The organism is Rubripirellula reticaptiva (genome assembly GCF_007860175.1).
GTDB classification, from domain to species: domain Bacteria; phylum Planctomycetota; class Planctomycetia; order Pirellulales; family Pirellulaceae; genus Rubripirellula; species Rubripirellula reticaptiva.
In genome coordinates this window covers 775,931-800,772 of the sequence record NZ_SJPX01000002.1, presented here as the reverse complement: position 1 = coordinate 800,772, position 24,842 = coordinate 775,931, and the positions used below count along the sequence as shown (strand labels likewise).

The window sequence follows — 24,842 nt, the reverse complement described above, 5'->3', positions numbered from 1 at the left end:
TTCGTGGTTTGACGAGATCCGTGGTGCTGGTTTTGCAAAGAGACCAGCCGTTTCTGACACTTTTCCACGAGGGTGTGATGCCCAGCTAAACTGCAGGCGAATCACTAGGATCGCTTGCGGGTAACCTTGCATCCACGATGCTCCGTTCCGCGAAATTCCAAGAGAACGAACCAAGTTTCCGACGCCTTTTGCCGTGAACTGGCCACTTTCGTGCTTCACGCAACTCCCGGGGCTACTCACAAAAGTAGTCGGACACTTACTTTTCGTTCATCCCTCAGTAATCCAATCGTTCAACTCTCTTAGAAAGCGAACCATGATTTTTCCCTTGCTGGCATCGGTTGCCGAAGATGCAACTCTTGCAAGCACTGTGTTCACTGCTGTCAGCGCAATTTTGATCCTGTTGGTTTTGATCCTGTGGGCAAAAGTGCACGCCTTTGTGGCGTTGATTCTGGCCAGTTATTACGTCGGGCTGATGTCAGGCATGGATCTGCTGACGATCAACGACAGCATCAAGTCGGGGATGGGCGGCATCCTGGGGTTTGTCGCTACCGTCGTGGGGTTGGGAGCAATTTTTGGAAAGCTATTGGAAGCTTCCGGAGGCGCTGAAGCGCTCGCCTATTCGTTGCTGAAAAAGTTTGGCGAGAAGAACGCAACTTGGGCAATGGTCATCACCGGGTTCCTGGTTTCAATCCCAGTGTTTCTTGATGTTGCCCTCGTGATCATCATCCCTATCGTTTACGCGTTGACTCGCAAAACGGGGAAGCCCATTCTGTACTACGGTATTCCGTTGCTGGCTGGACTTGCCGTCACGCATGCGTTTGTCCCACCGACCCCCGGGCCAATCATGGTTGCCGAACAACTCGGTGCGAACATGGGGTTGGTGATCCTGTATGGGGTGATCATTGGCTTTCCAACCGCCGTTTTAGCCGGGCCAGTGTTCGGTAGCTTTATCTCACAGAAAATCACCAAGGGAATTCCCGAAGAGTTCTCGACCGAACACCTCGCCCAGAAATTTAGCGATGAGAACCTTCCTTCGTTCTCGTGAGTCTTCATGGTGCTTTTGCTGCCCATCGTTCTGATTCTGATTCAAGCGGTAGCATCCGAGATTTGGAAGCCGGCGACAACGCGAGTGGTCGTTTCGTCGTCCGCAGTCGAGATTCCAATCGATAGCGAGGATCAACCGCGAATGACGATTGCCGAGTCCGGGAATGGTTACGAAATTGACTTCATCGATCACGCGGGTACACGATCAACGCTGCTCACATCTGACTTGAGTGCGGACAAGGCCGCCGCGTTACCGGCTTTTGGAACGCTTGTGTCATCGGTTAATTCTGGCGAGCAATTGTCTCCCAAACAACGCGAAGAGATTCTTGAAGCGGGACTGGATCTAACGGGGTTTTCAGAAAACAGACCTGAACAGAGCATGGTGCTAAAGCTGATAGCATTCTTTGGTCACCCGTTCACCGCATTGATCATCGCGATCTTTGCTGCCGCGATTTTCTTGGCCAAGAAACAAGGTTTCTCGCGCGATCAGATCATGGACCTGAGCAACAGTGCTTTGGCACCCGCAGGAATCATTATCTTGGTCACCGGTGCCGGGGGCGTGTTCAAGCAAATCCTAATCGACAGCAACGTCGCGACGGTCATGGCTGAAGCAATCGTGCAGTCGAACATTAATATCGTTGTCTTGTCATTTCTGATTTCCGCACTGGTCAGAATTGCACAAGGTTCAGCCACCGTTGCAATGGTCACGACCGCGGCGATCATTGCGCCGTTGTTACCGGGGATGTCGGGACTGTCCAGTTCGGACTATGCGCTGCTTACCATTGCAATCGCATCGGGTGCAACCGTCCTTTCGCACGTCAATGACAGCGGTTTCTGGCTGGTCAGTAAGTTCTTTGGTTTGACCGAAAAAGAGACCCTGATGTCGTGGACGGTCGTGGAGACCATCATCGGTATCTCGGGGTTTATCGGTGCCTTGACGCTGAGTTACTTTCTGTGAGTCGCACCCTCAGCTAGACGATTGAATTGCCATTGATGGGACCTGTTATGAAGTCTGTTGTCCGCCGAACACATCTCGGTACGCTCGTCTGTTTGGCTCGTTGCTTCGTTGCAGTCGGACTGTTGGTCTGCGGCGTGGGGCGTCTCGGTGCCGTGGAAAAGCGGCTTGTTGTTTCGCTGTCCGGTAAACAAGAATTGGCGGTGCTTGCCATTGATGATGATGGCGGGTTAAAGATCCTGTCACGCAGTCCCGTGGTGGGCGCGCCAGCCGCGTTATGTTTTGATTCAACGGGGCGCAATTTGTATGTCGCCTCGGCAAATCCTGGCACGATCAGTGTTCATCGCGCCGATGCGGACAGGCTTGAACATTTGCAAACGGTTTCGGTTCCGGCCAAGCCGTCGTATTTGACGATCGACCCAACCGGTCGCTTTCTGTTGGCGTCCTACTTCGTAACTGGCCAAGTGTCGGTTCATCGAATCGTCGGCAAAGGACGATTGTCGAACGCGCCGGTTGAGTTGTTATCGATTGACCCGCGTGCTCACAGCGTTGTGTTCGACCCGAGTGGTCGTTTCGTGTTTGTATCGCACACGCAAACCAATTCGATCACTCAGTTTCGATTCGATAATCAAACTGGCAAGTTGAAACCGAACTCAACATCAAAGCTGCAGCGTGATGTTGGAATCGGACCACGTCATCTTTGGTTTCGCCCCGACGGAAAATTTGCTTACGGAAGCGATGAGTCTGGTCGTAGCATCAGTGGGTACCAATTCGATGCCGCAAGCGGAGCCCTCACGCATCTGCAAACACTGTCGAGTTTTCCGGATGACTTTGAGGGCAAGGGGTCGACGTCGCGAGTGCAAGTGCATCCCAGTGGCAAGTTCGTTTACGTTGCCAATCGAATCCACGGTAGCCTGGCGGTATTCGGCATTGATGAAGACTCGGGCCGCGTCGAATTGATTCAGCGAGTTCCCAATGACAAGGTTGTTCGTGGGTTCAACATCACTGCCGATGGAAATTTTTTGGTTTCTGCCGGGCAAAATTCGGGAATGGTGGTTAGCTACCAAATCGACGAAATGGGGCGTTTGCACCGAAAGGCCGAGTTGGCTGTCGGCGGAACACCTTGGTGGGTAGCTAGTTTTCCTTCGTCGGACGAGCCACCCCAAGTCGTTGTCCAGAATGCAGCGCGCGTTCTTCGAACCGCGGATCGCAGTTTGATGTTGGGGCAAGGAACGATGGCTGGCGAGACGACCGAATCGTCGGTTTTGCTGCAGACACGGCTTACATTTGGGACCGAATTGAACGAACAAGGCGACCTGCCCGGTTCAGTCGGCGCCGCGTGTTTTGAATGGTCCCTGAGCGAAGATCTAAAGAATGCCATGCGTACCGAGTTTCAGCTTGCATCGCCGGAGCGAGACTTTATCGTTCGGCAGAAATTGACGAATCTGCGACCGGACACGCTGTATCATTACCGAGCAATTTATGGCGAGTCGCAGTCCGACGCGAAGGCTGGGCCAAGCTGTTCGTTCCGCACGTTGCCGGGCGGTGGTGTTTCGCGACCGGTCAACTTTATCGTCGGTAGTTGCATGAACTACATCAAGTTCATGCACGGAAAAGCTGGAAATGCTGGTGGTCCGTTAACAGCCACCACAGAGGACAAGCAATTAGGATTTCCAGCTTTCGCAGCAATGCAGAGTCTTCGCCCTGAGTTTTTCGTTGGCACCGGTGACATTGTCTACTATGACAATCCGTTCCGAGTTTCTAAGACCGTCGAAGAGATGCGACGATGCTGGCACGAACAGTTTCGTTTTCCGCGAATGATTGAGTTCTTTCAACATGTTCCCGCGTATTGGTCCAAAGACGATCACGACTATCGCTACAACGATTCGGATAATGAATCCGACCGACTACCGCTGCCGGAGACCGGTCTCAGCATGTTTCGCGAGCAGCTTCCCATTACCGCTGTCGACTCTACTAACTCTTTGACTTACCGCACCATCCGTGTGAGCCGTGATGTCCAGATCTGGATGACCGAGGGGCGGGATTTCCGTTCCGCCAATGATGCACCTGACGGTCCTGAAAAAACGATGTGGGGAAGAGAACAGCGGGACTGGTTGCAGGCGACTTTAAAAGCCAGCGACGCCAAGTGGAAATTGCTGATCACGCCTACACCCATCGTTGGCCCCGACGATGCCTACAAGAATGACAATCACGCAACGTTGGCCGGTTTCCGCCACGAAGCGGATTCATTCTTTCAGTGGGTCAAGCAAAATGATGTCGAGAATCTGTTTCTGATTTGCGGCGATCGCCATTGGCAGTACCACAGCATTCATCCGACGGGTGTTCACGAGTTTGCTTGCGGGGCATTGAACGACGAGAATTCACGGATGGGCGTCGAACCGGGGGATCAATACGGAACCGATCCCGACGGATTGGTTCGGCAGCCGTTTAATTCTCCGGAGCCGAGCGGCGGTTTCCTGCAAATCATCGCTGGCGAGACCCTCGGCGTGACATTCTTTGATGACCATGCCAACGCATTGCACCGTATCCAGTTTCCAATCGGCGGTTCGCCAAGCGAATGACAGTCAATCACGGACAGAACTTTGCCTACGCATTGCCTATCGCAGAGAAGGTCAAGCCAATGAAGTTTTCACAAAACGGTGTTCGGTATCTCGCGACGTGTGTCTGTCTGACGATGACGATCGCGGCCAATGGCTTGGCTGAGGATTTGCAGTTTAATCGTGACATCCGTCCGCTGTTTTCCGACACTTGCTTCAAATGCCATGGTCCCGATGCCAAGACACGCGAGGCCGGACTGCGTTTGGATCAGCTTGAGGCAGCGGTCGAGGACTTGGGGGGTTACGCCGCGATCGTGCCGGGGCATCCGGACGATAGCGAAGCCCTGAAACGAATCGAAAGCGATGATCCCGACCTAATGATGCCGCCACCGGAATCGGGTCTGATTCTCAGCGATAGCGACAAGCAAACTCTTCGCCAATGGATCGCCGAAGGTGCCGTGTATCAGTCGCACTGGGCATTCGAACCGATCCAGCGTCCCGATCCGCCAGCCGAATTTGCTCAACACACTCCGCTTGATGCGTTCGTGCTTGATCGACTGAAACAGGCGAACTTGGATCCGCTTGGTCCTGCCCAGCCGACCACTTTGTTGCGACGTGTTTCGCTTGACCTAACCGGGTTTCCGCCAACGATCCAGCAGTCGCAGCGATTTGTGCTAGAAGTCGAAACGCAAGGCCTGGACGATGCGTACCGCCGCGCTGTCGATCGACTTTTGCAGTCGCCACGCTTTGGCGAGCACATGACATGGCTATGGATCGAAGCGGCGCGGTACGCCGACACCGACGGCTATCAAAATGATGGGCCACGCGAGATGTGGCGGTGGCGTGATTGGGTGATCGACGCTTACAACAGCAACCTGTCGTTCGATCAGTTCACGATCAAACAACTCGCTGGCGATCTATTGCCCAACCCAAGTGAGCAAGATTTGATTGCAACCGCGTTCAATCGCAACAATCGATACAACTCGGAGGAAGGCATTCCGATCGACGAGTTCTTGCTAGAGAACGCGGTCGATCGTGTCGACACGACCGCGACCGTTTGGATGGCGGCAACGGTTGGCTGCGCGAGATGTCACGACCACAAGTACGATCCGTTTAGTCAGCGCGAGTATTACCAACTGATCGACTTTTTTAACGACGTAGATGAAAGTGGACGTGCGATCAAATACGGTAATTCGGAACCTTGGATCAAGACGCCGACCGACGATGACCAAAAGCGGCTGAGCGAATTGCAGCACAACGTTGCCCGTTGTGCGAAGCGACTGTTGGATGCCGAATCCGAGATTGCGCTTGCTCAGCAATCTTGGCAGACGCCGGCCGAACTCGACACAGCGGTATCGATTGTCAGCAACGGACTTGATCATTTCTTCGGTTTTGATGGTCCCGATGCGCGTGTGAGCGAGAAGCAGGGCAAGTCGAAGGTCGTTACCATCAAGCAAGCAATCAAACCCGTCGCTGATCCGGCCGACTTGTCGGCTCCAAAGGTTCTGGCAAGCCAGGTCGGGGCACCAGACCAGGCGAGCGGCGTTGCGACTTTGTCGGGTGATAACCACTATGATATTGGCAAAATTCCAGGTTTGATCGGTAATGGACGGTTCTCGATTGCATTCTGGTTCTCGCCCGACCAGGTCGATTCAGGCGCGGTGCTTTCCAATGAGCAATCCACAACGCAGCGATCGGGTAACCTGGTCGAGTTCGTTGACGGACATTTACAGTGGAGCATCATTCACCGCTGGATTTCAGGCGTCTCGGCCATTCAAACGACTCGGACCTTCGAGCCTGGCCAGTGGACGCATATGACACTGACCAACGACGGCACCCAGCGTGCCCGCGGCATGGAAATTTATGTCGATGGTGTGCCACAACCTGTGGAAGTCATTCGGAATACCAACAGCAACACAGCCAAGCGGGACTACGGTGCCGCCATGAATATCGGTTACAGCAAAACCGCGGGGACATGGAAAGGGAAAGTCGACCAGCTTCGGTTTTACACATCACGCACGTTGTCGCAAGCTGAAGCTGAGTTGTTAGCGGTCGCCGAATCTGTCAAAACGATTGGTCGGATGCCAAACGTCGATCGCAGTGAAAGCCAAACGCGGAAGATGCGAGCGGCGTATCTTCAAAACACAAAAGTGGATCAACATCGCCGGTTGCTTTTCGAGATGCGAAAAGCAGAGTCGGCATTGACTGAATTCTCGGACTCACTTCCCACCACAATGATCATGCAGGACCTTCCCGAGGGTCGGCCGTCGTTCGTGCGGACTCGGGGCGTCTACGATCAGTTAGGAGAGGCTGCACCGGCAGGTGTGCCCGCGGTCTTTCCGCCGCTGCAACAGCCTGCGGATCGGTTGGCGTTTGCAAAATGGTTGGTGGATGGGAAGCATCCCCTGACCGCTCGCGTGATGGTCAATCGATATTGGCAGATGCTCTTCGGACGAGGACTCGTCAATACGCCCGAGGACTTTGGTTCGCAGGGTGAACTGCCTTCGCACCCCGAGTTGCTGGACTGGTTGGCGTCAGAGTTCGTTGATAGCGGCTGGGATGTCAAGGCGTTACTGAAGACGATCGTCACAAGCGATACGTATCGTCGCAGTTCTAAAGTGGGCGAGCAACATCTTCAGTATGATCCTGGTAACGTTTTTTATGCACGGTCGTCGCGAAAGCGGTTATCTGGAAATGTGCTGCGAGATCAAGCGTTGCAGGTGTCCGGGTTGTTGGTCGAAAAGGTTGGCGGGCCGAGCGTTTATCCCTATCAGCCGGACGGTTTGTGGAGCGAAGCAAGCAACTTCAAGTACACGCCCGGCAAGGGAAGCGATTTGTACCGGCGCAGTCTCTATACCTACTGGAAGCGAACCCTTTCGCCACCAAACATGGCGCTGTTGGACACCGCCGATCGCGAATGGTGTTCCATCAAACTTCGCCAAACCAATACTCCGTTGCAGGCTCTGACGTTGATGAACGATGTTACGTTTGCAGAGGCGGCAAGAAAGTTTGGTGAGCTGGTTCTTGAAAGTGCCGGCAATGATCGTGACCGCATCAAATTTGCATTTCACAGTTTGCTGTGTCGAGCTCCCACCGACGCAGAGCAAGGCGTCTTACTTGCCGCATGGGAAAGCTATCGACGTGAGTTTCTAGCATCACCCGATCTTGCCGACAAAGTCGTCTCGATTGGCCAGTCGGAATCACGCGATGCCTTTGACCAGGTCGAGCGCGCCGCGGCGACCGCGCTTGCAAACGTTCTGTTAAATCTAGAAGAGGCAACGACCCGTGATTGAAAATTTGACGAACGAGACTTTAGTCAGCCGTCGTAATATTCTGGCGTCAGCTTCGTCGACACTCGGTGGTGCTGCGCTGGCATCGTTGATGAACCCTGCTTCGGCGGTAGCCGCGCCGGCAAGAGCGGGTTTGCCACATTTTGCACCACGGGCCAAACGAGTCATCTATCTATTCCAATCCGGTGGCCCGCCGCAGCATGACATGTTCGACTACAAGCCGCATTTGGAAACGGTTCACGGCGAAGAAACACCTGAGTCCGTCTTTGGTGACCAGCGGTTGACAGGAATGTCGTCGGGGCAAGCTTCTTTTCCGGTGGCAAAATCGATCTTCAAGTTTGCTCAGCATGGTGAGAGCGGCACCTGGGTCAGTGAAGTGATGCCGCATACGGCAAAGATTGTTGATGACATCTGTGTCATGAAGTCCGTTCACACCGACGCGATCAATCACGACCCTGCGATTACTTTTCTGCAAACGGGATTTCAAATCGCCGGCCGGCCCAGCATCGGTGCTTGGATGAGCTACGGCTTGGGCAGCGAGAACGAAAACCTTCCTGCATTCGTCGCCATGATGTCAGGCAACGGTGGCCAGCCGCTGTACGACCGTCTTTGGGGTAGTGGATTTCTGCCATCGGAACACCAAGGCGTTCGGTTTCGAAGCGGCAAAGATCCCGTTTTGTACCTGAACAACCCGCCGGGATTCAGCGCAAAGCTGCGGCGCGCAACACTTGACCATCTGTCGCGATTGAATCAGCTCCGCGCCGACGAGGTCGGTGACCCGGAAATCGCGGCCAGAGTCGCGCAGTACGAGATGGCCTTTCGGATGCAGACTTCCGTTCCCGATCTGACAGACGTTTCGGATGAACCCAATAGCACTTTTGAGCTTTACGGCGAGGACGCGCGGAAGCCCGGCACGTACGCGCACAACGCTTTGATTGCTCGGCGGCTTAGTGAACGGGGCGTTCGTTTCGTACAACTGTTTCATCGGGGCTGGGACACCCACGGCGGGCTGCCGAAGCAGTTGCGAGCCAGGTGCAAAGAAACCGACCAGGCGACCGCCGCGCTGGTAACGGACTTGCGGAACCGCGGAATGCTGGATGATACGTTGGTTGTTTGGGGCGGTGAATTTGGACGAACCGTTTATTGCCAAGGCGATTTGAAAGCTGCCAATTACGGCCGCGATCACCACCCACGCTGTTTTACGATGTGGATGGCCGGTGGTGGAATCAAGCCCGGCATATCGTACGGTTCGACCGATGACTACGGATACAATGTGGTCGACGGCCCGCTGAGTGTGCATGATTTGCACGCGACAATTCTGAATCAATTGGGCGTCAACCACGAAAGGCTGACGTTCAAATTCCAAGGGCGTCACTATCGTCTGACCGACGTTCACGGCGAAGTCGTCAAGGAACTACTCAGTTGATAACATCGAAGCTCTTCGAACTAAATTATCGGTCATTTCATTCGCTCAACTCGATTTAGTAAAAACGATGCACTTAACACTTCGATCAATCTTATTGCCCGGTTTCCTTATCGCTTTGGCGGTTGTTGCGGGTGCTAAAGAGCCGATCACCGAAGGCGAGCAGTCTGCGGTGATGAAAGATTTAGATCCGTATCTGATCAATGCCTTGTATGGCACTGATGCCAAGGGGGAAACCGGCCGCTTTGGCGCCGAGGGCGGGATGGCGGACCTGCTGAGCGAACCAGAGTTTGTTGCGTTGGTCCAGAAGCACGACTTAAAGTTGTTTAGCGGCCCCGTTCTGGGTGACATTCGTCCTACTTCTGCAAAGTTCTGGGTACGCACGGCAGGTGAAGCGACCGTGCAAATCAGCATTGGCGATTTGACTTCGCAAGCGATCCAGACCACTGCGACCGACGATTTTACGGCTGTCATGGCAGTTGAGGGACTGCAGCCGTTCACGACCTATTCTTATTCGGTGCTGGTCGATGGAAAAGCGATTCAGCGTAAAGCTTTTACGTTCAAGACATCGCCGGAGTCAGGTCAACGAGTCGCATTCGATGTGGCCTTTGGTTCGGGCGCTCGGTACGTGCCTGTTAACGAGTATGCTTGGCGCAACATGGCGGCGTCGCAGCCACTTGCCTATCTGGGGCTTGGCGACAATGTTTACATCGACGTCATGAATCGGCGCGGAGCCCAGCGATTGTTCTATTACCGGCGGTATCTCAGTCCGGCGTGGAGCGAATTAGTCAGCAGCGTTGGGACGTATGCGGTTTGGGATGACCACGACATGGCGATGAATGATTCGTCAGGCGGCGCAGGGCTGAAAGCGCCTTGGAAAATGCCAAATTTGAATGTGTTCAAGCAGAATTGGAATAATCCTCAATACGGCGGCGGAGATTCGGTGCCTGGTACTTGGCATTCGTTCTCGCTCGGCGATGTCGACTTCTTTATGACCGACGGTCGTTTTTATCGCGAGAAAAAAGACAAAACCATGCTGGGGCCAGACCAGAAGAAGTGGCTGTTGGAGGGATTGGCTGCCTCGAAAGCCAAGTTCAAAGTGCTTGCATCGGGAACCATGTGGTCCGATGGCGCGGATAAAGACGGCAAAGATTCTTGGGCCGGCAGCTGGGCGCGCAGCGAACGTGACGAAATTCTTGATCTGATCAATGACAAGAAGATAGACGGTGTAATTTTGATCTCAGGTGATCGCCATCGATCCGACATTTGGAAAACGGATCGACCACGCGGATACCCACTATACGAATTCGTTTCGGCAAAGGTCACAAACCAGCACACTCACGAAACTTTTGAGAACGCGGAATGGTCTTACAACAAAGGTAACTTTTGGGGGCAGTTGAGTTTCGACTTGCGTCCGGACGATCCCGTGATGACCTTCAAGTGTATCGATATCAGTGGCAAGATCGTAAAGGATTTTCCGCTTAAGTTGAGCCAGTTAAGTCACAAATAGCTCGTGGACTCTTCAAGCTAGACTATCGAACAACAGTATGCTGTGTTTCAGTCATTCGCTTGGCCGAGTCGCTTCACCTTCAAATAATTTGCCGATTCTTTCCTTTGCGATTATCCATTCCATTGATCCATCTGATTCAGTTGAAGCCGACGATGAAACATCTGCTCACAGTCTTTGCGATTCTCTTTTTAAGTATTTCAGTCAATGCTGACGACCGCCCAAACATTGTCCTGATCATGGCGGACGACATCAGTTGGGAGGCCTTTGGGTGCTACGGCGCTGAAGAATACGAGACTCCGAATCTGGATTCACTGGCCGGCAAAGGTGTTCGTTTTTCGCATTGCTATTCGACGCCCATTTGCACGCCGTCACGTGTCATGCTGATGACTGGGAAATATAGCTTTCGCAATTACACGCATTTTGGCTACTTGAATCCGGCGGAGAAAACGTTCGGAAATCTCATGCAGGACGCGGGATACAGAACCGCCATCGCGGGAAAATGGCAATTAAACGGGCTCTACAACCGTTTGCCCGGTCACGATGATCGTGCGCGTCCGAACACAGCAGGGTTCGATGAATACTGTCTGTGGCAGTTGACTCGGCTCAAAGACAATTTGAGTGAACGCTTCTGGAGTCCGCCAATCGAACAAAACGGGGAATTCATTTCAGCCGAACAGAATGTCGGTAAATACGGGCCCGACATCTTCTGTGATTTCATTTGCGACTTTATGGGAAAGGATCAGGGCAAACCATTCTTTGCTTACTATCCCATGGTACTCGTTCACAACCCGTTCGTGCCGACGCCGGATACCATCGGTGATGCTCCTCGCACCCAGGTCGCAAATAAAAGTGGCAAAAAACAAAAAGCCAATTTGCAGGCGATGGTCAATTACATGGATAAGATTGTTGGCCGCATCGTTGCGCGAACCGAAGAGCTGGGGATCGCTGAAAAAACGTTGATCCTATTTACTGCTGATAATGGCACGAATAGCCAAATCACTTCGCAGTGGAATGGGAAATCCATCAAGGGCGGCAAAGGAACGATGACGGATATGGGAACGCACGTTCCACTGATTGCCTATCAAAAAGGGCGTACTCCGGCCGGTCGCGTGCTGGATGACCTTGTCGATTTCACGGACATCTATCCAACGCTTGCCGGAGCGGCCGGCGTAGCAATGGGTGATGATGATCCCACCGACGGTCGCAGCTTCTTGCCGCAACTTCACGGCGAGCTTGGTGATCCACGGGACTGGGTTCTGTGTCACTATCAGCCGTACTGGGGCATGAAGTCACCGGGGCAATTTGCGAGAACTGCAAATTACAAGCTCTATCGTGATGGTCGCTTCTACGAGCCCGCTGTCGACCTGAAAGAAGTCAACGACTTGTCAAAGGATCTAGGACAGGATCAACGAGCCAAAGTTCGTCGCCAGCTAAAGACGTTGCTCGATACTGCACCGCCCGCACCAACGATTCCTGGCGAAAAGGACACCAAGGATAGGCCTGTCTATCCGACCTGGCGAAAGATAGGTTCGGCCGATTGATTTGGCTTGACGATAACGGTAGATCAGGGCGATTCTTTTGGCTCTCGCGCATCCGGCGAAAATCTCATCATCTTCGAAAGCGTCGCAGGAATGCTTTTTCTTTTTCTTTTTCTTTTTCTTGCGTTGCGGGAGTGGAGCAAATAATAGCCAACTTCGCAGAAAACGAGCACCGCATCGCTGATACAATAGGTGCGGTTATTGATCGTACTCTGTTTCGTGAGTAGTCGCGCGAGGTTCTGAGCAGCCTTCTGTGCGTCACGGGGTGATGGAATTGCTGCCCGCGACAGTTCCACAAAAGTAGCTTCTTAGTCCAAACGTTCAGGTTTGGGTGAGCCAAGAATCTTCATCAAGAAAATCATCTTATGAATCCCTTCCTATCGATGTTGAATCAAATGAACAATCCGCGACGTATCAGCGATGGACTTGGGATCATTTTCATTGGTCTGTTGTTTGCATCATGCTGCGGTGATGCTTGTGCCGTCGCTGAGGACGCAGGCGATACGATTGGATCGAAGCCGAATGTGCTGTGGATCATGATTGAAGACTGGTCGCCCGATCTGTCCTGTTATGGCACCAAGGGAATTGACACGCCGCATGTGGATCAACTTGCATCGCAAGGAATTCGCTATGAATCGGCATTCACCACATCACCGGTTTGTTCGACTTCGCGATCAGCGATGATGACGGGGTTCCATCAAAACTACATTCGTGCCAACCAGCATCGCGAATACGACAAGCAACCTCTGCCGCATGGCATAAAGCCGATCCCGCACTTGTTTCAAGAGGCCGGCTATTTTACGGCTCTGATGAGCAATAAGACTGACTGTAATTTTACGCCGAACACGAAATCGGAACTATTTATGGGCGAAGATTGGTCGGAACGGAAATCCGATCAGCCATTTTTTGCGCGCATCACGTTTGGCGGCACCCACCGGGCTTGGCATCGTGATCCTCAACGTCCCATCGCTATCGACGACGTTGAATTGCCACCGTATTACCCCGATACGCCTTTCGTTCGTCGCGATTGGGCCAATGGGCTGGAGCAAATGCAATTGGTCGATCGGGAAGTTGGCGCGTTGTTGAAACGACTCGATGACGAAGGACTTGCTGATAACACGTTGGTCTTCTTTCTTGGCGATCATGGCCGCTGTCACATCCGTGGCAAGCAGTTTCTTTACGACGGTGGCATTCGCATTCCCTTGATCATGCGTTGGCCGGGTAAGGTCGATGCTGGGCAAGTCAGCAATGATCTTGTGATGTCGATCGATGTCTGTGCCACGATTTTAGAAGCCGCCGGCATCGAGGCACCCATGCCATTGCACGGCAAAAGTTTGTTTAGCGACGAAGTAAAGAACCGAAAGTATGTGTTCGCAGCTCGGGACAAGATGGATGAAACGCACGATTCGATGCGTGCCATTCGTTCTCATGATTTCAAGTTGATCCAGAACCTGATGCCCGAGCGTCCTTGGTGCCAATACAACCGTTACAAAGAAGCTTCCTATCCGGTGCTTGCGGCGATGAATGTGATGCACATGAAGGGTCAGTTGACGCCCCAGCAGGCTATCTTCATGGCGTCTGAAAAACCTGGGGTGGAACTGTTCGATCTAAGGAACGATCCATACGAGCTAAGTAATTTGGCGGACGAACCTCAGTATGCTGCAGTAAGGGCGGATTTATTGGCCGAACTGAATACTTGGCGAACCGACGTGATTGACGACCAAGGTGTCAGTGCCGAGTTTCGAGCGGTAGGTGTCTTTCCGGATTCCAATCCGGAACCGACCGTCGATGACTGGGTATTGAAGAACAGCAAGAATTACGATTTCAACAAACACGGTTGGCCAGCCTGGTATCCCACGCGAACATTAGCCGATTGGGAAAAGGCCGTCACGGATTGGGAGCCATATGTGTTTCGAGAAAAGGATGAAGCAGTTCAGCGGCCCGATACGGTGCAGGTGACCAAGAAGCCGAAACGGAAGGCCAAGTAAAACAAAATGTCTACAGTAACATTAAACTCAATGACTCAACAAACGATACGCGCATCAAATTTTGTAATACGTCAAGTCTCGGTGTCTTTGTTCTTGGGGTTCGTGGCGAGTGTGTCTTGCGGAAATACCGCTTGGTCCCAGGAAACCGATGCCAGCGATGAAACCAAGGTGCAATCGCGGCCCAACTTTGTGTTGATGATCGCTGATGACATGAACTGGGACGACTGCGGCGCGTATGGGCACCCTGCGATTCGCACTCCAAATCTCGATCGTCTTTCCAGTGAAGGTTTGCGATTCAAGTACGCCTATCTGACGACAAATTCGTGCAGTCCATCGCGGGCGAGCATCATCACCGGTCGGTATCCGCACAACACAGGTGCCGAACAATTGCACTGGCCGATTCCGGCCGGCAGTGCCACGTTCACTTCGGTGCTGCGAGGGATGGGGTACTACACCGCCGCGGCGGGGAAGTGGCACATGGGGGATTTCATTCGCGATCACTTTGACAAGGTTTACGAAGCGTCAACGGCAGGGTTCGTTCTGCCGTCTGGCAAAGATGGCGAGCCACCCAAGATGATTGCCGAGCAGCCGAGCGGCTGCGAAGACTGGGAACGAGCACTCGAGGAGCGCGATATGTCGAAGCCGTTTTGCATGTGGTTGGCCGCGCTCGATCCGCACCGCGAATACACCGACGGCGCGCTAGATCCACCGCATCGGGCCGAGGACGTCATCGTTCCTGCTCACTTGCCAGACACCGCGGATGTGCGCGAGGATTTGCGTTTGTATTACGACGAAATTGGACGGCTCGATACTTATGTCGGCAAAGTGATCGCGAAGCTGGGCGAACAGGGCGTCGCGGACAACACCCTTGTGTTATTTATCAGCGACAACGGACGTCCGTTTCCACGTGATAAGACGACCTTGTACGACGGCGGCATTCGAACGCCGTGGATCGTTCGTTGGCCGGACCGAGTCGCGGCCGGCAACACCACGGATGCACTGGTCAGCTCGGTGGACATTGCTGCGACGTTCTTGGAACTTGCCCAAGGCGATCGTGAATCTGCCGCCGTGGCTGGGTTCCCGAGTGAAGGGTCTAGTTTTGCCCGAGTGCTTACTGATCCGGCCGCATCTCATCGTGACTTTGCGTTCGCTGAAGATCATTGGCATGACTACGAAGATCACGCTCGTTGTATCGTTGACCAGCGTTTTAAATTGATTCGCAATGACTATCTGGATCTGCCTCCGACACCATCGGCGGATGCAGGTCGCGGCTTGTCATGGCAAAATATGTTGAAACTTGAAAGTGCTGGTGAATTGACACCTGAGCAGAAAACTTGTTTCCGCGCTCCTCGTCCGCAGTGGGAATTATTTGACCTGCAGCGCGATCCCGGCGAACTGAAAAACTTGATTGACAACCCGGCGTACGCGTCGGTGGTTGCGCGGATGAAGAGCCGCTTAGAATCCTGGACTGCTCAGACAGGCGACTACATCCCAAGCAAACGTACGCCGGATGAGTTCGACCGCGTCACTGGCGAACCGGACCATAGCGTCCGAGTCCGCCCGAGGCGTTCGAAGGAAGAAACATTCGGAACCAATGGTAAATATTGAACGAAAGAAAGACGATGAAACCTTTTGCATTGAAATTACCGTTGTGCGCATTGGTTGTGTTAGTTCTCAGTACAGCCCCCAACTCGATTCGGGCAGAGAACGGATCCGCGACGCGGCCCAATATTGTCGTCTTCCTGGTTGACGATATGGGCGTGATGGATACTTCGCTGCCATTTCTGACAGACGCAAGCGGGCAGCCCAAGCGTTATCCGCTGAACGATTTCTATCGCACGCCGAACATGGAAAAGTTAGCAGCAACGGGGATTCGGTTCAGCAACTTTTATGCGATGAGCGTTTGTTCGCCAACTCGTGCGTCGATCATGACCGGGCAAAATGCGGCCCGACACCACACGACTCAGTGGATCGCCCCAGAAGAAAATAACCGCGGCGAGTTTGGTCCGACGGATTGGAATTGGGAAGGACTGCGAAAGGCTAGCATCACGCTACCCCGGATAATGCAGGCGGTTGGTTACCGAACCATTCATGTGGGTAAAGCCCACTTTGGCCCTTTCGACAAAGAGGGCGCCGATCCGATCAACTTGGGATTTGACGTCAACATAGGGGGACGTTCGATCGGTGCGCCGGGCTCTTATTCGGGGCAACAGAACTACGGAAACTTCGTTGGAAAGCGAAAGGGTAGAGATCGCGCCGTACCTCATTTGGAAAAGTACCATGGAACGGATATGCATCTGACCGATGCGCTGACGATCGAAGCCGAAGCACAGATTGGCGATGCCGTTAAAAACGAAACACCGTTCTTTCTTTATCTCGCTCACTACGCCGTTCATTCACCGCATCAATCTGACCCTCGCTTCGCTGATCACTATTCCGGTGGTGATCGTCCGAAGCAATTACAAAATTTTGCCACGCTGATCGAAGGCATGGATAAATCTCTCGGTGATCTGCTTGCTTCGATCCGCGAGCTTGGCGTCGGTGAAAGCACATTGATCCTATTCCTTGGCGATAACGGAACCGACGCTCCTATCGGACACCAACATGCTGTCGCTTGCGCCGCACCGCTGCGTGGCAAGAAAGGATCTCACTACGAAGGCGGCATGCGCGTTCCGTTCATCGCGGCCTGGGCTACACCCAACGCGGAAAACCCTTTGCAAAAACAACTGCCGATTCCGGCTGGCAGCATTCAATCGCAGATGGGCAACGTTTGTGATCTGCTGCCAACGATTGCCGAGGTGACGCACATTGATCCGCCGGCCGAACACAAGCTTGATGGAACATCGCTAACGACATTGCTGTGTGGCAAACGTGACCCGGATCACTCGAGTGAGTTTTTGATGCATTTTCCGCATGAGCATCGAACGAACTACTTCACGAGTTTTCGCCATGGCGATTGGAAGGTCGTTCATCACGATTTGCTTGACGAAGCATCGAAGCAACCGCGGTACGAACTGTTTAACCTAGCGAGCGATCCTTTCGAGCAAACAAACCTCGCCGATCAGAAACCGGACGTGCTGCGACGAATGATGAGCGAACTCGTCGCCAGTCTCGAACAGCATGATGCTCAGTACGTTACGACGCCATCCGGCCCGCAACCACCGCGATTGCCCAGTGATAAAAATGATCGGCGTTAGAACCTAGATTCTGGAACACGAAGAACAGCACGTCATTGGCAAGCTCTGACGCGTTAGCATCGTCCTAACGCCAGCCGATGATTTGCTCAGCGTTTCATCGTGTTAGTTTGATCCTGAAGTCGAGTGTGATCAGTTGTCGAGATCCGGGACGGCGCCAGGAAGTCCGCAGACCTCCGCTGCCTTCTTGCAGGCTATGCGGAGCGAAGTTTCGTGCGATTCGCCTCGAAGTAATCCGTACACGAATGTTGCGGTGAACGAATCACCGGCGCCAACGGTATCGCGAACTTCCGTAGGGAAACCGGATTGTTGAATGGTTTCGTCCTTTGAAACCAGAGTGGCTCCGTCGGCGCCACGTGTCACGACGACGAGATCAAGCGAGTTTTGATAGAGAAGCTGAGACAGAATCTCTTGTTCGTCGTCAACTTTGGATAATCCGCACGCAGCTGCAACAAACGAAATTTCTTCGTCACTGAGTTTCAGAATGCTCGCAAGTTCGATCGAGTCACGGATCAGTTCATCATCGAAAAATGGGACACGAAGATTGATGTCTAGAATTCGCGGTACTCCCGCGCTGCGTGCGGTTTCGGTGCAGCGACGGATCGTAGTGCGCGACAGTTCGCTTCGCTGTCCAAGAGTTCCAAAGTAGACTGCATCCGAGTTTCTTGATGCCAATTCTAATTGGTCGCTCCAGCGGATTTGATCCCACGCTGAGTTTTCGTGGATCTGATACGTCGGTTTCCCATTCTTGTCCAGCTCAACTCCAACAGCACCGGTCGAAATGCCTGGAATCGTTTGCACCAGACTTGTGTCGACACCGTACCGACCCAAGATCATTGCTGCCTGGCGACCGCGGGCGTCGTCGCCCACTGCGCTCACCATGAATACCTTGCCGCCTGCCAGCGCGGCATGCGAAGCAAAGTTGGCGGGCGCTCCGCCAAAACGTTCAACGTCCGGGAAAATATCCCAAAGGACTTCGCCTAAAGAGATGATTTTCGGTTGATTCATCGGGATGTCTCCAAGTTGTGTTCGATGTCCTCGAGCGGACGTCCATTGGTTTCGGGCACCATGACTTTGACCCAGACGAGCTGGAGCACCATCATGAAGCAGAAAAACCCGAAGATGTAGCCCGGGTCAGTCATCGCCACCATGGATGGAAAGAACAGTGTCAACAGAGCCGCAAAGATCCAGTGTGTGAAGCTGCCAAGTGATTGACCCTGAGCCCGATGTCGGTTGGGAAAAATTTCGGAAATGAATACCCAAATCACGGCTCCCTGTCCAACGGCGTGCGCCGCGATGAACGCGAAGATACACGCAGGTACAATTGAAAAGCTTTCTGTGAAGAACGCCCACGAGCACAGTCCAAGAGACGCGATGTAACCAAACGATCCGATGTACAGCAACGTTCTGCGGCCAAGTCGATCGATTAACCACAGGCCGACGAACGTGAAAATCAAATTCGTAATGCCAATGCCGATTGATTGCAGTAGCGCCGCTTCCTCGCCCAGGCCAGTAAGTTCAAATATTCGCGGTGCGAAGAACAGGATGGCGTTGATCCCAGAGAGTTGGTTGAAGAACGCAATCAGAAACGCAAGCATTATAGGCGTCTTCAGACGAGTGCTCCAGAAACCGCCGGTGCTGATCGCCTCGTGGGAAACTTTTGCGATCTCATCCACCTTCGCTTCAATTTCGGTATCCGCTGCGTTCGGGTGAATCAGTTTCAGTACGTTCGCGCCGGCCTCGCGATCTTCTTTTCGGCCGATCAGCCAGCGAGGGCTTTCTGGTAAACCAAAACACATCGCCGTGTAGATTAACGCCGGAAACGCCTCGACGCCCAGCATCCATCGCCACGCGTTCTCGCCAATCCCACCCAGCAGTTTGTTGGACACGAAGGCGATTAGGATCCCAAACACGATGTTGAACTGAAACATTCCGGTCAAGCGACCGCGATGTTCGGGCGGTGCAATTTCGGAAATGTAGAGTGGAGCGGCAACCGTAGAAATGCCAACCCCCAGGCCGCCAATGAACCGTGCGATCATGAACGAATACACGTCGTCGGCTAGCCCGGACCAAATTGCAGAGACGAAATACAAAATGCCGATCGACAGTAATGTTCTCGTGCGGCCGAAACGATCAGTTGGCCAGCTTCCGACGAGCGACCCAATGACCGTCCCCCACAACGCCATGCTCATCGCCAATCCGTGCTGCATGTCGCCAAGTTCCCAAAGCGACTGAATGGTCTTGTCGGCTCCTGAAATTACAACCGCGTCAAAGCCGAAAAGAAATCCGGCAAGCGCCGCTGTCAGCGACCAATAGAAAAGGCGTTGATTCACGTATTGAGCTCCGAAGCCATGGTTTGATTGACATTCCAATCGTACCGCTACGATTCGCGAATGAAATGGCGTGGGTTGCGAAATTAGAACAGCAGTCCCGGATTCTTCAGGTTCCTATGCTCTAGCAAACCCTGCTTGCGTCAAAGACGCACCCTACCAAAATTCAAGCGAGCGAAGTTGCTGCGACCCGCCAGTGATTTTGGCTCGCAGCGATAGTCAATCGGGAATACCTCGGATCCCAAAATGCTTTTCAATCGTGATTGGGAGCTGGCTCGCCATCCGCAAGTGGTCGCCTCGCAATTCACCCGATTCGGACAATGTGGCCTGGCAAGCTCCGAGCGATTGGTCTTGCCACTGTCTGAACTTGCCTTTAGAGCTGCTTGTCGGTCGAACAAGCCGTAGAAATCGACCGAGTTTCTAACGTTACCTCGGCGCCGCGTCGGCGAATTCCGCCAAGATGTCCATCGTCGAGACGATGCCCATCAAAGAGTCATCTTCATTGATGATCGGCAGATGGTGAATGCGGTTTTGCAACATCTCTCGCAGCGCTTTCCCAATCGTCGTGTCGGGCGTTGCTTTGGTCACGGCTTCGCTCATGAACGACTGCACTGATTCCGTCCCCATGCTGTGCGCCAATCGGTCCAACAGAAACCGCTTCGTCGTCGGATCCACCATGTCCAAATGATAGATGTCATCGTCAACGTCGCGGGTCATGTCGACCAGATCCGAGGTTGATAGAATTCCAACACACTGGTTATGTCGATTAACAACCGGCAACGCCGAAACCCGGTTTTCGCCCATCAAGGCAAGAGCTTCGTGGATCGTATCGCCCGCGGACAGGCTGACAACGTCGCGGCTCATGATTTCGCTGACAGGTCGTCGATAGATATTGCCAAGTGAGGTAACTTCTTTGGAATGTTGAGTCATGACAGATCCTTATTGGAGGTGAAGCGGATTGAAACAAAGGAATGGTTAAAACGAATTCGTAGCTTGCCACTTAGACACGAACCCAGTCTTTCAGACGAGCGTGTTCGAAAATCATGTCGTGTTGGACTTGCAAATCTTGGCCCATGCCGGCTTCCATCGCACGGTTGTGCATCGCCATTGCAATTCCGACATCGACATAGGCAAGGCCGACCGCATTGAAATAGGTCCGTTCTTGGTCGTTCACTCGTCCTTCCTTTTTGCCGTTGATCAAGTCGATCAAATTGCAATGGATGTCGGCGTCTGTCAGTTCACCATCCTTGTACATTCGGCTCAAGGTCTGAGTGCGGTGCTTCACGGTGTCCCAGTCATCGCAAACGATTTTCTCGCACGCCGCTGCCACCGCGTATTCATCCTCCCAACCACCGATGTGGCTGTAAAACGCGCCAGGTTTCATCCACGCTGCTTTTAAAAGTGGTGCTTGGGCACTTGTGGCGGTCACGATCACATCCGCATCACTGGTGGCACGCTCGAGATCCGAGTTTGTCGACTCGAACTTCAAAGTTGGAAGAATCGTTGACATCTCTTTGACGAACTGAATTTCTTCCGCCGGATCTTTTGCCGCGATTCTGCAAAGTCGAAGTCCAGGAAGTACAGTCTTCATTGCGATCAGGTGCATCTTGGCTTGCTCACCCGCACCGATAAAGCCAATGGATTCCGAGTCCTTCTTGGCTAAGTGCTTTGCCGCGATAGCCCCCATTGTGCCCACGCGTATGTTCGAACACAGCGTGCCCTCCATAAACGCAATCGGAAATCCGTGCTCAATCTCTGACAGAATGATCACGGCAGACAGGTTCTGCATGCCATACTTAACGGGGTTCGGCGGGAAGACCGAGACCCATTTGACGCCGCATACTTTCTCGTTTTTGAACGTCGCGGGAAGACAATTGATTCGTTCTTGCGTTTCATCGTTGAAGATTTGGACAATCTTTTCAGGAAACAGCACGTCGCCCGATGCATAGGCGAGCATGGCGTTTTCTGCCGCTTCGATCGCCATGTTGATGTCAAGACAACCAGCACCCAGAAGGTCTTCTTGAGAAAAAAATCGACATTTGATTTCGTGTAGTGCCATCGCCTTACCCTGCGGGTCGTCCTGCGGATTTTGGTGACGCATTGTTGCGTCACAGCGACGCTTAATCGAGTCGCTGTAACCGTAAGAGTTGCATGTTCCGGACCAAAACACGCCAGTGCGATTAAAGCGAGAAACAGGCCACCCGGGCGTGCACATTGTCACGCGTGGGCCTGGAAAGACGTGCTCTTTTGCACATTCTAAATGGCACAGAATTAGGTCTGGCGATTGGCGTTACTGATTGGTTTCACTGCCGAGGTTCGACAACGTCCGCTTCTTTGAGCTGAGGATAGGTTTTCAGAGTTGGTTGGTGGCAATAGGGCCAGCCGTCGTTTGTTTGCTTCGTTCCGGGTGTCGTGCGCCCATTGTGAAGAGCCGTCGCAAGGTCGTTGACTAATTCGTCCACTTTTGCGGGGTTGGTGACTTCGAGGTTCCTCCTTTCGCCGGGATCGTTCTTTAAGTTGAACAGTTGCACTTCTTGCGACGTTGTCGTGATCTCGGTTTCCCAGGGCAGGTCTCCCCAGCCACCTCCGCCGTCGATCGATAGGATCAATTTCCAGTCTCCCTTGCGGATGGCAAACTTTCCGTTCATCGAATGATGAATCGTGAACGGACGCGCCGGGTATTGGTTGTCTTCGAAACATCGACTAAACGAAAACGAATCTTCGGCGGCATTATCCGGAACGGCGTCCTGTTTACCGAGGATTTCGGCAAAGGTCGCAAAGAAGTCGGTGGTGCAAATGGTCGTGTCGCACTGACTGTCCGCAGCTACCTTGCCTGGCCAACGCACTAGAAACGGAACACGATGTCCGCCTTCGTAGGCCGATGCTTTTGCGCCCCGGAAGGTACCCGAAGGTCGGTAACCGGCGGCGAGCATTTTGGGGATTTTTACGTAGGGAGCGAAGCCATTATCCGATGTGAAAATCACCAACGTGTTGTCTTCGATCTCTGACTCCTTCAGTTGTGCGAGCACTTCGGCGACCACCCAATCGGTTTCGGCAATGAAATCGGCATACCAACTGAATTGTTTGTATCGTCCTTTGAACCGCTTGCCCGGTGCGATAGGAGTGTGCGGTGATGTGAGCGGAAGGTAAAGGAAGAAGGGCTTCTGCGTTTTGTCCTGCGCACGTTTCTTGATGTAGGACCGCGATTCTGCCGCCCAGTTCGCAAGGCACTCGCTGGGATCAAAGTTCTTCGCTGCGGCGCCAACGCGTTGGTAGTCGTTGTATTCGTTGTGCGGGAATCCTCGGCTGACCGTCGGCGCGGTGACCACGCGATTGTTTCGCAGGTAGGTGTAGGGAGGCATGTCCAGCGACGAGAGGATAAAGAATGCTTCGTCAAACCCAATGTCGACTGGGCCGTTTTTGAATGGCTGGCCATATTCGACACTCCAAGATCCAAAGTCCTTCTTTTTTAACGCGTCGTTCGGATCGGTGTTGTCGTTGCCGATCCAATCCACACCGAGGTGCCACTTGCCGACGCAGGCGGTATGGTAGCCAGCTTCCTTTAAAAACTTTGGCAAGCTCTTGCGATTTGGGTCCATCAGTGCAGGTGAATTGACCGCCGTCAGAACACCACTCTTCAGCCGGCTGCGCCAGTTGTATCGGCCGGTCAGGATGCCATAACGCGTCGGTGTGCAAACGGATGAACTGGTGTGCGCGTCTGTGAAACGCATTCCTTCGTTTGCTAAGCGGTCCAGGGCTGGTGTGGGAATCAGCCCACCGGCATAACTCGGTTCGCCTGGACCCATGTCATCAGCCAGAATCACAATGATATTCGGTGATTTACTCGGACGCTCTTCGGCGGCAAAACTGGTCGCGGACAATGTAAGAATCGTCGATGCGAAAATGATTGCGAATTGGAGAGGTTGTCGATTCATATGAGTCGCTGTTTCGCTGTCGATTTTAATACGAAGCCATCGTGTCGCGCTCGTCACGACATCAGGAGCCATCGTATACTCGGCAAGTACTCGCAGCCAGCGATTCTTTGATGAGTTGGGTAATTGACCAGCCACTAAGACGAATCAAGCGGCCGAAATGCATTTGCTTATGAGCCGGAAACGAAACCACTCACTTCGATCGCAGTTCTATGCCAATTCAAATCGTACGAACTGTCAAGCAATCTCATCACACAGTGTTGTCAGAGGATGTGGTCGACGCCATGATGAGTGGTCGGGGCCGTCGCAAGTTCATCGTGTTGTACTTGCTCGCCTGATTGCAATTGATGCAGCCTGGAGTTGCTGAGTGATCGCTCGCGGATGAACCGGGACGAATCATTTTTTTTTTATGACTTCACGTTGTCCCAGCATGCCGTTAGTAAGGTCGCCCGCGGCAAGTGGAAATTTGCCAATCACGAAGCCAGTTGTGTGGCCGACGCTGAGTTGTTCAAGCAATTCAATAACCACGATCCCATTTTGACTTGGCCTAATTATTTCACCGAAGGCACGGTCGAGATGGAAATCAAAACAATCGATTGCCAGCGGGGCGTCTTCACGCTCAACGGCGATGGTCACTTTTTCGCGTTACGCTTGCCGATCAACACGACAAAGCATCGGCAGGCAAGTCCAAGGTTCCCAACCGTTTGATCGCATGGGCGACGAAGTCATCAAAGGAGAACAAGGGCGACACGATTGTTCCGGATGGTCTTCCTGACCTGCCTGCGGTCAACAAGCAGTGGGGCAAGCTGAAGGCGGTCATTCAGGACAACACGATGAAGTTGAACATCGGTGAATTTGAAACTGAAATCAAACACGCCGCGATGCTGCGTGAAAAGACAAACGTCACGATCACGTTTGCCTTTGGCGAGATGTCGGTGCGAAACGTGTCGATTCAGTAGTTTGTTCCAGAGAGACCCTGTCCCTGAAATCCATTCAGCCAGGTGCTGTGCATGACCGGCGACGATTTCGCCGTTGCTGATTTCTCGGGACGCGACAGGAAACGCTTAACAGGCCCAGGCC

Annotated in this window: 17 protein-coding genes; 11 read left to right on the top strand and 6 right to left on the bottom strand. The window is 53.1% G+C overall.

Going from position 1 to position 24,842, the window contains the following annotated elements:
• Positions 1-313: 313 nt before the first annotated feature.
• The 10 genes from Poly59_RS09200 to Poly59_RS09155 all read left to right on the top strand — a co-directional run bounded on the left by Poly59_RS09200 (position 314) and on the right by Poly59_RS09155 (position 17,503).
• A complete protein-coding gene (locus tag Poly59_RS09200; protein WP_146533773.1) occupies positions 314-1,045 on the top strand; it encodes a GntP family permease in 732 nt (243 codons plus the stop codon).
• Positions 1,046-1,054: 9 nt separating this feature from the next.
• Positions 1,055-2,002 carry a GntT/GntP/DsdX family permease gene (locus Poly59_RS09195; protein ID WP_222436068.1) on the top strand — a complete coding sequence of 316 codons (948 nt, stop codon included), beginning with the start codon at positions 1,055-1,057 and terminating at the stop codon, positions 2,000-2,002.
• 47 nt (positions 2,003-2,049) lie between these two features.
• Entirely contained in the window at positions 2,050-4,581 is a 2,532-nt protein-coding gene (locus Poly59_RS09190) for a beta-propeller fold lactonase family protein (RefSeq protein WP_186776116.1), read from the top strand.
• Positions 4,578-7,850 carry a DUF1553 domain-containing protein gene (locus tag Poly59_RS09185; RefSeq protein ID WP_246151510.1) on the top strand — a complete coding sequence of 1,091 codons (3,273 nt, stop codon included), beginning with the start codon at positions 4,578-4,580 and terminating at the stop codon, positions 7,848-7,850. Before Poly59_RS09190 ends, Poly59_RS09185 begins: the two co-directional genes overlap by 4 nt.
• Positions 7,843-9,273 (top strand): DUF1501 domain-containing protein, encoded by a 1,431-nt coding sequence (locus Poly59_RS09180; protein ID WP_246151509.1) that lies wholly within the window; start codon positions 7,843-7,845, stop codon positions 9,271-9,273. Before Poly59_RS09185 ends, Poly59_RS09180 begins: the two co-directional genes overlap by 8 nt.
• Positions 9,274-9,340: 67 nt before the next feature.
• Positions 9,341-10,780, top strand: a complete 1,440-nt coding sequence (locus tag Poly59_RS09175) for an alkaline phosphatase D family protein (protein ID WP_146533770.1) — start codon at positions 9,341-9,343, stop codon at positions 10,778-10,780.
• A 152-nt stretch (positions 10,781-10,932) separates the two neighbouring features.
• A complete protein-coding gene (locus tag Poly59_RS09170) occupies positions 10,933-12,321 on the top strand; it encodes a sulfatase-like hydrolase/transferase (protein WP_146533769.1) in 1,389 nt (462 codons plus the stop codon).
• A 362-nt stretch (positions 12,322-12,683) separates the two neighbouring features.
• Positions 12,684-14,306, top strand: coding sequence for a sulfatase family protein (locus tag Poly59_RS09165; protein ID WP_246151508.1), 1,623 nt, complete (start codon positions 12,684-12,686; stop codon positions 14,304-14,306).
• Between the two features lie 87 nt (positions 14,307-14,393).
• Positions 14,394-15,914, top strand: coding sequence for a sulfatase family protein (locus Poly59_RS09160; RefSeq protein ID WP_390621460.1), 1,521 nt, complete (start codon positions 14,394-14,396; stop codon positions 15,912-15,914).
• A 14-nt stretch (positions 15,915-15,928) separates the two neighbouring features.
• Complete coding sequence (locus Poly59_RS09155) at positions 15,929-17,503, top strand: sulfatase (protein WP_146533768.1); 1,575 nt, start codon at positions 15,929-15,931, stop codon at positions 17,501-17,503.
• Positions 17,504-17,632: 129 nt separating this feature from the next.
• Here Poly59_RS09155 and Poly59_RS09150 read toward each other — a convergent pair whose 3' ends face one another.
• The 6 genes from Poly59_RS09150 to Poly59_RS29305 all read right to left on the bottom strand — a co-directional run bounded on the left by Poly59_RS09150 (position 17,633) and on the right by Poly59_RS29305 (position 24,398).
• Positions 17,633-18,508: a carbohydrate kinase family protein gene (locus tag Poly59_RS09150; RefSeq protein ID WP_146533767.1), complete on the bottom strand. Its 876-nt coding sequence runs from the start codon at positions 18,506-18,508 to the stop codon at positions 17,633-17,635.
• On the bottom strand, positions 18,505-19,833 hold the full coding sequence (locus Poly59_RS09145) for a sugar porter family MFS transporter (protein ID WP_146533766.1): 1,329 nt from the start codon (positions 19,831-19,833) through the stop codon (positions 18,505-18,507). The genes Poly59_RS09150 and Poly59_RS09145 overlap by 4 nt, the downstream gene beginning before the upstream one ends.
• 423 nt (positions 19,834-20,256) lie before the next feature.
• A complete protein-coding gene (locus tag Poly59_RS09140) occupies positions 20,257-20,760 on the bottom strand; it encodes a CBS domain-containing protein (RefSeq protein WP_146533765.1) in 504 nt (167 codons plus the stop codon).
• Between the two features lie 70 nt (positions 20,761-20,830).
• Positions 20,831-21,931 (bottom strand): ornithine cyclodeaminase family protein, encoded by a 1,101-nt coding sequence (locus tag Poly59_RS09135; RefSeq protein WP_246151507.1) that lies wholly within the window; start codon positions 21,929-21,931, stop codon positions 20,831-20,833.
• Between the two features lie 202 nt (positions 21,932-22,133).
• A complete protein-coding gene (locus Poly59_RS09130; protein WP_146533764.1) occupies positions 22,134-23,837 on the bottom strand; it encodes a sulfatase family protein in 1,704 nt (567 codons plus the stop codon).
• Between the two features lie 321 nt (positions 23,838-24,158).
• Positions 24,159-24,398, bottom strand: coding sequence for a hypothetical protein (locus Poly59_RS29305; protein WP_186776115.1), 240 nt, complete (start codon positions 24,396-24,398; stop codon positions 24,159-24,161).
• Positions 24,399-24,466: 68 nt separating this feature from the next.
• Between Poly59_RS29305 and Poly59_RS09125 the strand changes: the two genes are divergently transcribed.
• Complete coding sequence (locus Poly59_RS09125) at positions 24,467-24,721, top strand: hypothetical protein (protein ID WP_186776114.1); 255 nt, start codon at positions 24,467-24,469, stop codon at positions 24,719-24,721.
• The last annotated feature ends 121 nt before the right edge of the window (positions 24,722-24,842 follow it).